13 protein-coding genes are annotated in these 15,248 nt (G+C 61.3%); 12 read left to right on the top strand and 1 reads right to left on the bottom strand.

Going from position 1 to position 15,248, the window contains the following annotated elements; translation table 11 throughout:
- Positions 1-13 precede the first annotated feature (13 nt).
- Genes ACPWMG_RS17390 through ACPWMG_RS17370 form a run of 5 tightly spaced genes read left to right on the top strand, consistent with a single transcriptional unit; the run spans position 14 to position 6,117 of the window.
- Positions 14-1,180, top strand: a complete 1,167-nt coding sequence (locus ACPWMG_RS17390) for an ABC transporter permease (protein ID WP_483300741.1) — start codon at positions 14-16, stop codon at positions 1,178-1,180.
- Positions 1,177-2,904 carry an ABC transporter ATP-binding protein gene (locus ACPWMG_RS17385; RefSeq protein WP_483300740.1) on the top strand — a complete coding sequence of 576 codons (1,728 nt, stop codon included), beginning with the start codon at positions 1,177-1,179 and terminating at the stop codon, positions 2,902-2,904. The genes ACPWMG_RS17390 and ACPWMG_RS17385 overlap by 4 nt, the downstream gene beginning before the upstream one ends.
- Positions 2,905-2,927: 23 nt before the next feature.
- The gene (locus ACPWMG_RS17380) at positions 2,928-4,154 is read left to right on the top strand and encodes a mandelate racemase/muconate lactonizing enzyme family protein (protein ID WP_483300739.1); all 1,227 of its coding nucleotides are present in this window, start codon (positions 2,928-2,930) and stop codon (positions 4,152-4,154) included.
- An 11-nt stretch (positions 4,155-4,165) separates the two neighbouring features.
- On the top strand, positions 4,166-4,921 hold the full coding sequence (locus ACPWMG_RS17375; RefSeq protein WP_483300738.1) for a ribonuclease activity regulator RraA: 756 nt from the start codon (positions 4,166-4,168) through the stop codon (positions 4,919-4,921).
- A complete protein-coding gene (locus ACPWMG_RS17370) occupies positions 4,918-6,117 on the top strand; it encodes a mandelate racemase/muconate lactonizing enzyme family protein (protein ID WP_483300737.1) in 1,200 nt (399 codons plus the stop codon). The genes ACPWMG_RS17375 and ACPWMG_RS17370 overlap by 4 nt, the downstream gene beginning before the upstream one ends.
- Before the next feature lie 11 nt (positions 6,118-6,128).
- Here the strand turns inward: ACPWMG_RS17370 and ACPWMG_RS17365 are convergent, their stop codons facing one another.
- Positions 6,129-7,040: an aldose 1-epimerase gene (locus tag ACPWMG_RS17365; protein ID WP_483300736.1), complete on the bottom strand. Its 912-nt coding sequence runs from the start codon at positions 7,038-7,040 to the stop codon at positions 6,129-6,131.
- A gap of 182 nt (positions 7,041-7,222) precedes the next feature.
- Between ACPWMG_RS17365 and ACPWMG_RS17360 the strand changes: the two genes are divergently transcribed.
- The 7 genes from ACPWMG_RS17360 to ACPWMG_RS17330 all read left to right on the top strand — a co-directional run bounded on the left by ACPWMG_RS17360 (position 7,223) and on the right by ACPWMG_RS17330 (position 15,102).
- Complete coding sequence (locus ACPWMG_RS17360) at positions 7,223-8,311, top strand: helix-turn-helix transcriptional regulator (RefSeq protein ID WP_483300735.1); 1,089 nt, start codon at positions 7,223-7,225, stop codon at positions 8,309-8,311.
- Between the two features lie 201 nt (positions 8,312-8,512).
- A complete protein-coding gene (locus tag ACPWMG_RS17355) occupies positions 8,513-9,166 on the top strand; it encodes an isochorismatase family protein (RefSeq protein ID WP_483300734.1) in 654 nt (217 codons plus the stop codon).
- A 95-nt stretch (positions 9,167-9,261) separates the two neighbouring features.
- Positions 9,262-11,148 carry an amidohydrolase gene (locus tag ACPWMG_RS17350; RefSeq protein WP_483300732.1) on the top strand — a complete coding sequence of 629 codons (1,887 nt, stop codon included), beginning with the start codon at positions 9,262-9,264 and terminating at the stop codon, positions 11,146-11,148.
- Positions 11,148-11,555 (top strand): DoxX family protein, encoded by a 408-nt coding sequence (locus tag ACPWMG_RS17345; RefSeq protein WP_483300731.1) that lies wholly within the window; start codon positions 11,148-11,150, stop codon positions 11,553-11,555. The genes ACPWMG_RS17350 and ACPWMG_RS17345 overlap by 1 nt, the downstream gene beginning before the upstream one ends.
- The gene (locus ACPWMG_RS17340; RefSeq protein WP_483300730.1) at positions 11,545-13,206 is read left to right on the top strand and encodes an MFS transporter; all 1,662 of its coding nucleotides are present in this window, start codon (positions 11,545-11,547) and stop codon (positions 13,204-13,206) included. Before ACPWMG_RS17345 ends, ACPWMG_RS17340 begins: the two co-directional genes overlap by 11 nt.
- Positions 13,203-14,201, top strand: coding sequence for an SLAC1 anion channel family protein (locus ACPWMG_RS17335; protein WP_483300729.1), 999 nt, complete (start codon positions 13,203-13,205; stop codon positions 14,199-14,201). Before ACPWMG_RS17340 ends, ACPWMG_RS17335 begins: the two co-directional genes overlap by 4 nt.
- A gap of 73 nt (positions 14,202-14,274) precedes the next feature.
- Positions 14,275-15,102 (top strand): alpha/beta fold hydrolase, encoded by an 828-nt coding sequence (locus ACPWMG_RS17330; RefSeq protein WP_483300728.1) that lies wholly within the window; start codon positions 14,275-14,277, stop codon positions 15,100-15,102.
- The last annotated feature ends 146 nt before the right edge of the window (positions 15,103-15,248 follow it).

Raw genomic sequence — 15,248 nt, 5'->3', positions numbered from 1 at the left:
CGCCAATACCCCTATGAGCGGCACCATCGTTTCTCCTCCTGTCACTCCTGAGCCGTTGCCAGATGAATCCGCCGCCCGCGCTTCAGCGCGCATGGCGGTCGCCTCCCAGTGGCAATTGGTCTGGTGGGCCTTCAAGCGGCACCGTCTGGCAATGGTCGGGCTGGTGATTACCGTCGTCTTGTACGTCATTGCGGTGGTGCCGGGTTTCTTTGCAGTCAACGACCCCGCCAAACAAAACGCACGAGCGGCCTTCCATCCGCCGCAGGCGCTGCATTTCATTGATACGCAGGCGGATGGTGGCTGGACCTTTCGGCCGTTTATTTATCCCTACGTGCTCAAGCGCGACCCGCAGACGCTGGCCGCTGTTTACGAGCAAGACCTTACCCGCAAGGTCTATCTGAAGATGTTTGCCCCAGGTTATGAGTATTCAGTGCTGGGGTTGTTCACGTCGAGCACGCACCTGTTTGCCTCGGAGGAGGTGCGTTCGCCCGTGTTCTTCTTCGGTGCCGACCGTCTGGGGCGTTGTGTGTACAGCCGCATCATGGTGGGCGCGCAGATCTCCCTCTCCGTGGGCTTGGTGGGCGTGATTCTGTCGCTGGTCATCGGCATTGTGTTGGGCGGCATTTCTGGCTACTACGGTGGGCGCATCGACTTTGTGATCCAACGCTTGATCGAGCTGGTGCTGTCGTTGCCCGCCATTCCCATTTGGCTTGCGGCCTCGGCTGCCGTGCCCCAGAACTGGCCGGCCGTCCTCAACTATTTCATGATCACGTTGATCCTCTCGCTGACCGGGTGGGCGCAACTGGCGCGCGTGGTGCGGGGCCGCTTTTTAAGCTTGCGCACGGAGGAGTTTGTGATGGCTGCGCGGCTGGACGGTGCCTCTGAAGGACGCATTATTTTTCGGCACATGCTGCCGAGTTTTGCAAGCCACATCATCGCGTCGATCTCGCTGGCCATTCCCGCGATGATTTTGGCCGAGACTGCGCTGAGCTTTTTGGGCTTGGGTCTGCAGCCGCCCACCATCTCGTGGGGCGTTTTGCTGCGCGAGGCGCAAAACATTCGCTCTATTGCAACAGCGCCGTGGCTCTTTACTCCTGGTGCAGCTGTGGTGCTGGCCGTCATCGCCATGAATTTCCTTGGCGACGGACTGCGTGACGCATCCGACCCTTACAACAAATGAGTATGACGAATAACGCCAACCCTTTGCTGGTCCGTGGGGACGGTAGCCCGCTGTTGCAGGTGCGAGACCTTCAGACGCATTTTCCCTTGCGCAACGGTGTCCTCAAGGCAGTAGACGGCGTGTCGTTCGATGTGCTGCGCGGGCGCACGTTGTGTGTGGTGGGGGAGAGCGGCAGCGGCAAGAGCGTCACGGCGCGCTCTATTCTGCAGATCGTGGATGATCCGGGCCGTATCGTGGGCGGCTCCATGCTGCTGCACCGCGCCAATGGCAGCAGTGTCGATCTGGCGAAGCTGGACCACCGGGGCAAGGAGATTCGCGCCATCCGTGGTGCCGAGATCGCGATGATCTTCCAGGAGCCCATGTCCTCGTTGTCGCCGGTACACACGGTGGGCAACCAGATCATGGAGGTGTTGCGCCTGCACCTCAAGATGAGCAAAGACGAGGCGCGCGCACGCTGCATCGAGTTGCTGGGCCAGGTGGAGATCCCCAATCCGTCCAAAGCTGTAGACCGGTTCACGTTCGAGTTTTCGGGGGGCATGCGCCAACGCGTCATGATCGCCATGGCGTTGGCTTGCAAACCGGCGCTGCTGATTGCCGACGAGCCAACCACGGCGTTAGACGTGACCACGCAGGCCGAGATTCTGGATCTCATCAAGCAGTTGCAGGTGAGTCAAGGCATGGCCGTGATGTTTATTACGCACGACATGGGCGTGGTGGCCGAGATCGCCGACCAGGTGATCGTGATGCACCACGGCAAGATCAAGGAGACGGGGCCCGTCGAGCGCATATTCCACGCCCCACAAGACCCCTACACCCAGATGCTGATCGGTTCGGTGACCAAGCTGGGCCGCACGGCCGACATTCGGCTGCAGCGCCCGCCCATTTCCGAGACTGCGCAACCCATCATCGACGTGCGCGATCTGTGCCTGACCTTTCGCTCCGGCAAGACCGAGATCAAGGCCGTAGACCACGTGTCGCTGAAGGTGATGCCAGGCGAATCGTTGGGCATCGTGGGCGAGTCCGGCTCTGGCAAGACCACCATGGGGCGCTGCCTTCTGCGGGTCTACGATCCGCAGTCCGGTGCCATCGACTATCGGCGCGCAGACGGTTCAGTGGTGGACTTATTGAAGACCGACAAACACACGCTCAAGGACTGTCGGCGCGAAATCCGCATGATCTTCCAGGATCCCATCAGCTCGCTGAACCCACGCATGACCGTGGCGCAGATCGTGGCGGAGCCGCTGCTGGTCAACAACATCGCCAAGGGCAAAGAGCTCGATGAGCGTGTGGCCGAGCTGCTGCAAAACGTGGGTTTGGATCCCGCCTGGCGCGAGCGCTATCCGCATGCTTTCTCGGGTGGTCAGCGGCAACGCATTGGCATCGCGCGCGCACTGGCGTTGAACCCCCGGGTGATCGTCGCTGATGAGGCCACCTCGGCGCTCGACGTGTCGTTGCGTTCGCAGATGCTGGACCTTTTGCTGAACCTGCAAGACAAGCTGGGCTTGTCCTTCATCTTCATCAGCCACGACATCGCCGTGATCCGCTACTTCTGCGACCGTGTGGCCGTGATGTACCGCGGAAAGGTGGTGGAGACGGGCGAGACCAACCAGGTCTGCGACGCGCCGACGCATCCCTACACGCAGGCGCTGTTGTCGGCGGTACCCAAGCCAGATCCGCGTCTGCGTGGGCTGCACACACGTTTTCGCTACACCGAGAAAACCTGAAGAAATCTGCTCGAGGGCCGCGCATGAAGATCACCGACATCAAAACCTTTCTGATGCATGCGGGTGCGCCGCAACCCAAGGCCTGGGCTTCAGACAACGTTTTCGGCGTCAATAGCTATTCACCAGGGATCACGGGTACGCGCAACTGGCTGTTCTTGAAGGTCTACACCGACGAAGGTATCGTGGGCATCGGTGAATGTTCCGGCTGGCCCCGCGTGGTGGAGACGGCGGTGCAGGATTTGAAACGCATCTTGATCGGCGAAGACCCAACGCACATCGAACGGATTTGGCTGCGCATGCAGTCAGCCATCATGGTGCACGGGATGACGGGCACCGTGGGTGGCGGCGCCATGACCGGTATCGACATGGCGCTATGGGACATCAAGGGCAAGGCACTGGGTGTGCCCGTGTGGAACCTGCTGGGCGGCAAGGTGCGCGACAAGATTCGCATCTATGCCCATGCCAACACGCCGGAGGTTGCGTTGAGCCTGAAGGCGCGTGGCATCACGGCCATCAAGTGTGGTGGTGTGTCCGATCCGGTGCGCATGGTCGCGCAGCTGCGCGAGTCCATCGGCGATGACATGGACCTGATGATTGACTTGCACGGGGTGCCGTGGATGACACCTGGCGATGCGGTGCAAGTCGCCCGGGCGTTGGAGCCCTACCATCTGCTTTTCATCGAGGACCCGATCGCGCCCGACAACCTGGACGGCTATAAGCGCATCCGAGATGCGGCCCACGTGCCACTGGCTGCGGGAGAGCGCATGAGCACGATCTTCGGCGAACGCGAGCTCATCACGTCTGGCCTGGTCGATGTGATACAGCCAGACACCGGCAGAGCCGGAGGCATCACGCAAATGAAGAAGATCGCCGCCATGGCCGAGGCGCACCACATCATGATGGCGCCGCACTCCGGCTCGCTGGGGCCTGTGGCCGAATATGCGGCGCTGCACGTGCTGGCGGCTATTCCGAACGCGCTGTTCTTGGAGCGTATAGAGGATGACTGGCCCGGGCGTGCCCATACGGTGAATCCGCACCCTATATCCGAGAACGGCTATTTGAAGGTGCCCGATGCGCCAGGCCTGGGCGTGGAGATCGACGAGGCCTTTGTGGCGAAGTATCCCAGCCAAGCCAACATTTCCGTTCAAGCGTCGGCGACTTCTTGCTCCTACGCCGAGGGCACGCACGATGAGAGTCTTTTTGTGCAGACACGTCTGCAGCGCGCGCGCTACTTTTCAGGTCGACAGTGAACCGCGAAACCATGCCTTTACAAGCTACCGCTCCCCTTAGCGCCGCTGCCTTAGCGGTGCTCAAAAGCACGTCTACGGCTACGTTGACCACGCTACTTTTCAAGCGCGGCCTGCGTAATGTTTTTATGCAGGGTGTGCGTGTTCTAGGCACGGGTTCTGCCCAGATGGTGGGCCCGGCCTACACGCTGCGCTACATCCCGGCCCGCGAAGATTTGGATCACATCGGTGTGTTCCAGAACCATGACCACCCGCAGCGCAAAGCCGTGGAAGAGATTCCACCTGGCCATGTGCTGGTGATGGATTGCCGTGGAGATGCCTCAGCGGCGTCGGCCGGCTCTATCCTCGTGACCCGCATGATGGTGCGCGGTGTGGCCGGTGTGGTGAGCGACGGCGGTTTGCGCGACAGCCACGAGATCGCCAAGTTGGCCATTCCCTCCTATTGCAGTGGGCCTTCCGCGCCGACCAATCTGATCAAGCACCATGCGGTGGATATCAATGTGCCCATCGGGTGCGGTGGGGTGCCTGTGTTTCCGGGCGACATCGTCGTAGGGGATCCAGACGGTGTGGTGGTGATTCCCGGTGAGATCGCAGAAGTCGTGGCCGGGGAGGCGAGCGAGCAGACTTTGTTCGAAGATTTTGTGATGGAACAGGTGTTGGCCGGCCGTCGCATCTTCGGCCTGTACCCGCCCACCGACCCCGCCACGCTAGAGCAATTCAAGACTTGGCGGGCTCAATTGAGTACCAGCGACGAAAGAAAGAAACCATGAAAATCGACCGTCTTCGCGTCTTCATGTCGCGCGATAAGGACCGCCCCCGCGTCATCGTTGCCATGGATACAGACGAAGGTATCACGGGCTGGGGCGAGTGCTACAACCACGGGCCCGACTTGGCGCTGTTTCCGCTGCTCGAGTACTTTCTGACCTTCCTGCAAGGCAAAGACCCAAGACGTGTTTCCTTCCACATCCATCACCTGCTGCAACAGACGCGATTTCCTCCAGGTGCCTTGGGCCTGGCCGCGATCTCCGCACTGGACCACTGCATGTGGGACATTTCGGCAAAGGCATTGGGGGTGCCCGTGTACATGCTGTTGGGCGGCAACGTACGTGACCGCGTGAAGGTCTATGCCGGCCTCTACACCGCACCTGAGCCTGCGGCGGCTCGCGACCAGATGGATGCTTTGAATGCCGAGTGGGGCCTGTCGGCCTTCAAGCTCAGCCCCTACCGCGTCGACATGCACCGCCACCGCTGGGGCGAGGTCGTGCGCCAAGCGGGGGACTACTTCGGCAAGTTGCGCGAGACCGTGCGCAGCGACTACGAGATGGCATTCGACGCGCACGCCAAAATTTTCGAACCTGCGCAGGCCATGCAACTGGGTAACGCGTTGGCCCCGTACGACCCGCTGTTTTTTGAGGAACCTATCCGTCCCGAAAACTTCGAGGCCTGGGGTGAACTCAAGCGCGGTTTGCGGTGCACGCTGGCGACGGGTGAATCGCTGTATAGCCGCTTTGAATTTCTGCGCCTCTTGCAGGTGCGTGGTTGCGATATCGTCCAACCTGATATCTGCGTGGTGGGCGGCATCACGGAGATGGTCAAAATCGCAGCGCTGGCCGAGGCGCATTACGTGACGATTGCGCCGCACAACCCCATGGGGCCGCTGGCCACGGCGATCAACGTGCACTTCAGCGCCGCGACAACGAATTTCCGTATTCTGGAGTACCGCTTGCCGCATGGCCCTGGGTATGTCTTCGGTACCGGCAACCAGGAGGTCGCTTCCTCAAGTCAGTACGAAGGCGCGCACTATGTGTTGGACCCATACCTGCCGAGAGAGGGTTATCTGGATTTGCGCCCGGATCGTCCCGGCTGGGGTGTAGAGATGGATGAGAAACTATTGGGCACCGAGCAGTACATCCACTGGGAGCGCAAGGTGCCGCTCAAGCCAGACGGTTCTACCGGTTACGCCTAAACCGATGGGGTTCAGCTTGTGAGCGTAAAGCGCATGCTGCCAACCAGACTCTCGCCAGGCTGCAACAAATGAGTGCCGGTACCGGCTACACCACGTGCAGCCAGGTTGAATCCATCCGCCACGTGGCTAACCGGTTCCAGGCACAGGTAGATGGGGGTATCAGGCCGATGCACCACCAAGTGGCCGAACACCGGGTCGGCTTGAATGGTCAGCCGCGCGCCTTCGGGTAAATCCACCGAAGCAGAGCCATTCCACCCGCCAACATAATCGGTCAGGGTGCCGTCGGGCAGGCGGCGCGCGGGCACATAACGTTCGTCGCTGCGTGGTTCCCGCTCGGTGCCGGGCAGGTAGTCGGTGGTGGCAGGCCATAGGCTGGTGGCCGCATAGGTCAACTTCGCTTCTGGGCTATGCAAGAAATACGGGTGCAGACCTAAGCCCGCAGGCATGGTGCGCTGGTCTGCATTGCGCAGAGTCAGTTGCACATGCAGCGACGCGGCGGTCAACTCAAAGTGCAAACGCGCCGTGTAATGCCAGGGCCAGGCAGGGCATGCTGGGCTGTCCAGCACCAGTGTGGCGTTAGCGGCATCAACCTGCTCAGCGCGCCAAGCCTGTGCGTGGGCGTTGCCGTGCAAAGTATGGGGCAAGGCATTTGGATGCGGCTCCAGTGTCACGGCTTCACCGTTCACCAACACTGTCGCATTGGCAATGCGGTTGGAGTAGGGCATCAGCGGATAGATGCCGCCTTTCGCCCAGACGATGGGGTCAAAAAAATCTTCCGGATAGGGATACAGGACATCGGCCACATCGCCATTCGGCTTGACCAGACTTAATGCCGAAACCCGTCCCCCCGCATGGGGAACGAGCCGAGCGGAAGCTCCGTCTGCCTTGAGTTCAATGACCGATGGTTCAATTCCTAAAGCCATGTTATGTCCACTTGCGTTGCAGATTTTCAGTTCGGAGGGAACGGCATGCGGCACCTTGCTTCCAGCACAAGCTTTAAGCCTTCCTTGCTCCAGGCCTTCGGCAAAGGTGCGGCACTTGTACCGTTCCAGTTGTTGACGACTTTAGCCATCACTGTCGTCAAACCATAACGCGGCAAACCCGCATGAATGCTAGCCCCGCGTTTTCAACTTTCATTGTCGAGAATACGTTCCAATATCACCCTGCGTCTGCGGGGCATTCGCATGGCGCTTGTGGGCATCATGTTGCAATGCAACAATGGCCGCGTCAGTTCATAAGGTTTCATCACCTGCACATTGCTGAACAGAAGCGATCCATGCAAAGCACCTCTCCTGTTTCGCCATCCCTCCCTTCAATGCTGCTTCCCAAGAAGACAGCCGATTCTCTGGGCTGCCCTGCGAGTAATCTTTTTCAAGACCAGGAGCTTGAGAGCGACGGAGTGCTCTTTTATCGCAAGCGCAAAGAAATCACCGCTGTGAGCCAGGTGGCGACACCAGCCAGTGCGCGTGGCTTTTTGATCGGCATTTCGATGGGCCGCAGCCAGCGCACGATCTTTGATGGCCGGCAAGCGTTGCAGCACCACTTCGAAGCGGGTTCGGTCTACATCCGCGATTTTGCGGACGACTACCGTGCCGACCTTGCCGGGCCATTCGATTTTTTGTTGATGGAAATGCCGCAGGACTTTCTGGCCCGCGCCCATGACGGCAAAGGGGCAGGGGGTCGACTTGCAACAGTCACCGGCCTCGGCGATCCGGTCTTGGCGCATCTGGCGTTGGCGCTAGCCCCTGCATTGGAGCGTCCGCACGAGGCCAGCGCTTTGTTCGTCGACCAACTCAGCGCAGTGATCGGCACACACCTGTTCGATAAATACAGCAGCGTGAAAAATCTTGAGGGCCCGAAGCGCCGCCTGATGTCGCGGCTGCATGAAGTGCGCGCCAAAGAAATGCTCAGCAGCCAGATGGACGGCAACATCACCATTGGCGCCGTGGCCGAAGCCTGTGGCTTGTCACGCAGCCACTTTACAAAAGCCTTCCGCGCCACCACCGGGCAAACGCCGCACCAGTGGCTGCAGATGCAACGTATCGATACCGCCAAGGGCTTGCTCATGCGCACCGAGCAGTCGTTGGCTGATATTGCGGCGGTGTGCGGCTTTGCCGACCAAAGCCATTTCACGCGGGTCTTCACCCAAGCTGTAGGCACGCCACCCGGTAGCTGGCGCCGCCAGGCCGCCTGAATTCGACCCAGCGGCAGGCCACTGACAGTCTGGCTCGGCCTCTCCCTCAAAAGAGGGATCGGCATCACTCCCCTCTGGTGTTGGCTGTATCGGTGATCTGCAGGATCATGCCGAGAGCTTTCATCGCTTGCCGCCATTCCCCACGCGGCAGCCTGCTCTCGCGGCGTTCTTTGCTGCATTCTTAACCCAGAGGAGTTCTCCATGGCCATCACCGCAACCCCCACCCCCGGCGCAAAGTTGTTGACACCCAAAGACCACACGCTGGTCTTGATCGACTTCCAATCGCAAATGGCTTTCGCCACCAACTCCATCGACCCCGTGCTGCTGCGCTCCAACGCTGGCCTGGTGGCCAGCGCAGCGGCCGGCTTTGGAGCCTCCACCATTCTGACCACGGTGGCCGCTAAGAGCTTTTCGGGCCCAATGTTCGACGAAGTCACAGCACCGTTTCCGGGCCAGGCGCTGCTGGACCGTACCTCGATGAACACCTGGGAAGACGCCGCCGTCATCAAGCGCATCAACGAAATCAGCAAGACGCGCATCGTGTTGGCCGGCCTGTGGACCAGCGTCTGCATCGTGGGCCCAGCGCTGTCGGCCATCGACCAAGGCTTTGAAGTTTTCGTGATTGCCGATGCCTGCGGCGACGTGTCGGCCGAAGCGCATAACCGCGCCATGGACCGCATGGTTCAGGCTGGCGCACAACCCATCACCTCGCTGCAATACCTGCTGGAAATGCAACGCGATTGGGCCCGTACCGACACCTACGACATGACCACCGGCATTGCCAAGAAGTTTGGCGGCGGCTACGGTATTGGCATCAACTATGCCCGCGCCATGTTTGGCGCCCACGAAGGCTAAGGCAACGCTGAAAACCCGGTACGCTTGTGCGTACCCGGGCTCTGCTCACATGGCTGCAGAGCCTTTCTCAACTGCAACTCTTCAGAAGACGCACCATGCCTGAACGCACCACCCCCGAACTCATCTTGCACCGTGGCCTGTTCACCACACTAGACCGCGCCAACCCCACGGCCAGCGCAGTTGCCATTCAAAACGGCCGCTTCGTGCGCGTGGGCCACGACCAAGAAGTGATGGCGTTGGCGGGCGCGGACACCAAGGTCATCGACCTGCGGGGCCGCCGGGTGTTGCCGGGCTTGATCGACAACCACCTGCACATCATCCGTGGTGGTTTGAACTTCAACCTGGAACTGCGTTGGGATGGCGTGAAGAGCCTGGCCGATGCCATGGGCATGCTGAAGCGCCAAGTCGCCATCACGCCCGCGCCCCAGTGGGTGCGCGTGGTCGGCGGTTTTACCGAGCACCAGTTTGCCGAGAAACGTTTGCCCACCATTGACGAGCTGAACGCGGTGGCGCCTGACACCCCCGTCTTCTTGCTGCACCTTTACGACCGCGCCTTGCTTAACGGTGCCGCCATGCGCGCCGTGGGCTACACCAAAGACACACCGCCGCCGCCCGGTGGCGAAATCGTGCGCGACAGCGCGGGCAACCCCACGGGCTTGCTGCTGGCCAAACCCAACGCGTCGATTCTGTACGCCACGCTGGCCAAGGGCCCTAAGCTGCCGTACGAATACCAACTCAACTCAACCCGCCACTTCATGCGCGAGTTGAACCGCCTGGGTGTGACGGGTGCCATCGACGCCGGTGGTGGTTTCCAGAACTACCCAGACGACTACAAGGTGATCCAGGAGCTGGCCGATGCGGACCAACTCACCATCCGCCTGGCCTACAACCTGTTCACGCAGAAGCCGAAAAAAGAGAAGGAAGACTTCCTCAACTGGACGGCCACCTCCCAGTACAAACAGGGCACCGATTACTTCCGCCACAACGGCGCGGGCGAGATGTTGGTGTTTTCTGCCGCCGACTTTGAAGATTTCCGCCAACCCCGCCCCGACATGGGCCCCGAGATGGAAGGCGAGCTGGAAGAAGTGGTGCGCCTGCTGGCGCAAAACCGCTGGCCGTGGCGTTTGCATGCCACCTACGACGAGACCATCAGCCGCGCGCTCGACGTGTTTGAACGCGTGAACCAAGACGTTCCACTGCAAGGCCTGAACTGGTTTTTTGACCACTGCGAAACCATCTCTGAACAGTCGATCGACCGTATCGCTGCGCTGGGCGGCGGCATCGCGGTACAGCACCGCATGGCCTACCAAGGCGAGTATTTTGTCGAACGCTACGGCCATGGTGCGGCCGAGGCCACACCGCCTGTGAAGCGCATGCTGGAGAAGGGCGTGAACGTTTCCGCCGGCACCGATGCCACGCGTGTGGCGTCGTACAACCCATGGGTGTCGCTGTCGTGGCTCATCACCGGCAAGACAGTGGGCGGCATGCAGATCACGCCGCAGCGCAATTGCCTGGATCGCGAAGCCGCGCTGCGCATGTGGACTGAAAACGTCACCTGGTTCAGCAACGAAGTGGGCAAGAAAGGCCGCATTGAAGTCGGCCAGTTTGCCGACTTGGTGGTGCCCGACCGCGACTTCTTCGCCTGTGCCGAATCCGACATTGCCGACACCACCGCGCTGCTGACGGTAGTGGGAGGCAAAGTGGTCTATGGCGCTGGCGACTTTGCACCGCACGACGACAGCGCACCGCCCCTGGCCATACCCGATTGGTCGCCCGTGCGCCGCTTTGGTGGCTACGCGGCCTGGGGTGAACAAGGCGCGCCGATGCAAGCCACGCTGCGCCAAGCGGCAGCCGCTTGCGCATGTGTCAACGACTGCAATGTGCACGGCCACCAACACGCCACCGCCTGGAGCAGCAAGCTGCCCATCGCCGATCTGAAGAGCTTTTGGGGCGCGCTGGGCTGTGCCTGCTGGGCGGTTTGATGGAGCAGCTTCGCTTGGGTTTTATCGCCCCCTGGGTGCATTGGTTGGCCTTGCTGTTCCTCTGCTCGGCCTACCTGCAAGGCGCTTTCGATAAAGCGCGCAACTTCAAGGCAGCGGTGAGTGAGATGCATCACTTCGGCCTGCGCCCGGCAGCGCCGTTGGCCGCCGCCACCATCGTCATGGAGTTCGCGGCGTCTGCCATGATCCTCACGGGCACTTACCGCTGGCTTGGTGCCTTGGCCTTGGCAGCCTTCACCGTGATGGCCGACTTCTTGGCCGACCGCTTTTGGAGCGCGCCCAAGTCGAAACGCCTTGCCGTGGCAAATGCCTTTTTTGAACACTGGGGCTTGGCCGGTGGCTTCTTGCTGGTGGCCTGGATGGACTTAGGGGGTGGCCATGGCGCCTGACCCACATTCCAACCCCCACGCCCACGCGGCCACGCCCGCCAGCAGCAGCTTTGCGCCGCTGGCGCAGCCGGTGTTTGCGGTGCTGTGGGTGGCCACGGTGCTGGGCAACATCGGCAGCTTCATGCGCGATGTGGCCAGCTCATGGATGGTGACCGAACTATCGGCCAGCCCGGCCGCCGTGTCGTTGATCCAAACCGCTGCGACCCTGCCCATCTTCTTGCTGGCGATTCCGGCTGGTGTGTTGTCCGACATTCTGGACCGCCGCCGCTTCCTCATTGCCGTGCAGATTTTGCTGGCGGCGGTCAGTGGCACTTTGCTCTACTTGTCGAAGACCAACGGGCTCACCGTGGAGTACCTGGTGGCGTTGACCTTTGTTGGCGGCATTGGTGCGGCGCTGATGGGGCCGACCTGGCAGTCCATCGTGCCCGAGCTGGTGCCGCGCAAAGACTTGAAGAACGCCGTGGCGTTGAACTCTTTGGGCGTGAACGTGGCGCGTGCCATCGGCCCGGCGGCCGGTGGGCTGCTGCTGGCCAGCTTCGGGGCGTCCATGGCGTACGGCGCAGACGTGCTGAGCTACGTTTTCGTCATCGCTGCGCTGCTGTGGTGGCGTAGGCCGCCAGCGGTGGACACTGGTTTGTCCGAGCAGTTCTTCGGTGCTTTCCGTGCGGGCTTGCGTTATGCGCGTGCCAGCCGCGAGCTGCATGTGGTGTTGTTGCGCGCAGCGGTGTTCTTCTTGTTTGCCAGCTCGGTGTGGGCGCTGTTGCCCCTGGTGTCGCGGCGCATGCTGGGCGGCACGGCCGGTTTTTACGGCGTGATGCTCGGTGCGGTGGGGGCGGGTGCCATTCTCGGGGCCCTGTTGCTGCCCAAACTGCGCGAGCGGCTGAATGCCGATGGACTGGTGCTCACGGCCTCTTTGCTCAGTGCCGGGGTGATGGGCTTGCTGGCGCTGGCGCCGCCGCAATGGGCGGCTGTGTTGTTGATGCTGGCGCTGGGCGCGGGCTGGATCATCTCGCTGACCACGTTCAACGGTGTGGCGCAGGCGGTGTTGCCCAACTGGGTGCGCGGCCGCGGGCTGGCCATCTACCTGATGGTGTTCAACGGCGCCATGGCGGCCGGCAGTTTGTGCTGGGGCCTGGTGGCGCAAGAGATTGGCATCCCCACCACCTTGTTGATTGGCGGTACGGGCCTGGTGCTGGTGGCGTTTGTTTTTGACCGCGTGAAGCTGCCCACTGGCGAGGCCGACTTGCAGCCTTCCAACCATTGGCCCGAGCCGATGTTGACCACGCCGCCCGCACACGACCGGGGGCCGGTGCTGGTGCAGATCGAATACAACGTGGCCAAGAAAGACATTCCGCCTTTCCTCTACGCCATGCGACATCTGGAGCAAGAGCGCCGCCGCGACGGCGCTTATGCCTGGGGCGTGGCCGAGCATACCGGAGAGAGTGGCTTGGTGGTCGAGTGGTTCATGGTCGAGTCGTGGGCCGAGCACTTGCGCCAACACCAACGTGTGTCCAAGGCCGATGCAGACCTGCAAGGCGACGTGCTGCGTTACCACACGGGCCCCGGCAAACCCGTGGTGCACCACTACCTGGCGCTGGATTTGAAGCACGGTAAGCCACCGACACACGCTGATGCTGGGGCCGCGCCATGAGTGAAACCCTTGCAGTAGCGAAGGCAACCCCTGAGCCCACGGCCGAGAAGCCCGTTCTCGCGCGCTTGTCGATTGCCATGTTTGGCATGGTGATGGGCATTGGTGGCTTGTCCAACGCGTGGGGCGCGGCGCACCATGTGTTGGGCGCGCCGCTGTGGATCAGCCAGGTTTTGTTGGTGTTGGCGGTGCTGATTTTTGGCGCGCTGGTGCTGGCCCATTTGGCCAAACTCGGCTTCTGTTTTGCCGAGGTGGCAGAAGAGTTTGCGCACCCCGTGCGCTCCAGTTTCTTTCCGGCGGTGTCGGTGTCGATGGTGGTGCTGTCGGTGGGTGTGCGCGCCTACGCGTTGCCCGTGGCGCACGTGCTGTGGTGGGCCGGTGCCGTCATGCATTTTGTGCTGGCTGTCACCTTGATTCGGCGCTGGATTCTGCACGCGCAGGATGAAAGCGTGCTCACGCCCGCGTGGTTCATTCCGGTGGTCGGCAACATTCTGGTGCCCGTGGGCGGCGTGCCCTTGGGCTACGTCGAGATCAGTTGGTTCTTCTTCTCGGTCGGCTTGGTCTTCTGGCTCGCGTTCTTCACCATCGTGCTGCACCGCGTGTTGTTTGTGCCAGTGATGAGCCAGCGCAGCATGCCCACGCTGTTCATCTTGCTGGCGCCGCCGTCGATTGGCTTGTCGGCCTACTTGGCGTTCACCGGCGGGCAGGCTGGCGCCCTGGGCGACATCTTGTACTGCCTGGCCTTGTTCATCGCCATTTTGCTGGCCACGCTGTGGCGGCATGTGGCGCACGGCCCGTTCTTCATGAGCTGGTGGGCCATGACGTTTCCGGCCGATGGTTGGGCCGGTGCGTCGATTGGCTTCTTTCGCGCCAGGCCTTCCATCTACACGCAGGGGATTGCGTACGCGGCACTGGCGGTGGCCAGTGGCATTGTGCTGTGGATCGCGGTGCGCACCGCACTGCACATGGTCAGCGGCGCGGCCTTTCGTGAGGATTAAGTTTCACAGCATCCGCTGTAACTCCCGCCTGTGATCAGGCATCAACCTTCCCAACCCATCAAGGAATAACACCATGAGCACCATCAAGACCAAAGACGGCGTTGAAATTTTCTACAAGGACTGGGGCGACAAGTCGGCGCAACCCATCGTGTTCTCGCACGGTTGGCCGCTCACGGCAGATGACTGGGACATCCAGATGCTGTACTTCCTGCAGCAAGGCTACCGCGTCATCGCACATGACCGCCGAGGCCACGGCCGTTCCAGCCAGACCTGGGAAGGCAACGACATGGACCATTACGCCGATGACCTGGCCGCCCTCACCGAAGCGCTGGATCTGAAGAACGCCATCCACGTGGGCCACTCCACGGGTGGCGGCGAAGTGGCGCACTATGTCGCGCGCTACGGCGGTAAGCGCGTGGCCAAGGCCGTGTTGATGAGCGCTGTGCCACCCATCATGGTGAAGACCGCGGCCAACCCCGGCGGCCTGCCGATGGAAGTGTTTGATGGCATTCGTGCCGGTGTGGCCAACAACCGCCCTGACTTCTACAAAGACATCACCATGCCGTTCTACGGCTTCAACCGTCCCGGTGCCAAGGTGCTCGAAGGCGTGCGCGAAAAGTGGTGGCTGCAGGGCATGCTGGGCTCGGTCAAGAGCCAGTACGACTGCGTGAAAGCCTTCTCAGAAACCGACTTCACCGAAGACCTGAAGGCGATTGAGGTGCCCACCTTGGTGATGCACGGTGACGACGACCAGATCGTGCCGATTGCCGACTCTGCCGAGTTGTCGGTCAAGCTGTTGAAAAAGGGTACGTTGAAGGTCTACGCTGGCTATCCGCACGGCATGTTCACCACCAACCCCGATGTAATCAACGCAGACCTGTTGGCGTTCTTCAAATCTTGAGCCAGATTTTTAACTTGGCCTCCACAGGTTGACCCTTGAGCCGCTGCAAGTCAGCGGCTTTTTTGTGCGGGGACGTGGCACCGAGCATTAACACTTGGATGCACAGGTCGGGTGGCACGCGTCTATGCTTGCTTCGCGTTTGAACC

Origin of the sequence: Hydrophilobacter chitinilyticus (assembly GCF_049860745.1) — a bacterium.
Lineage (GTDB): Bacteria > Pseudomonadota > Gammaproteobacteria > Burkholderiales > Burkholderiaceae_C > Rhodoferax_B.
Note: the sequence above shows the minus strand (reverse complement) of the source record. Positions and strands in the feature narration are given on the sequence as shown.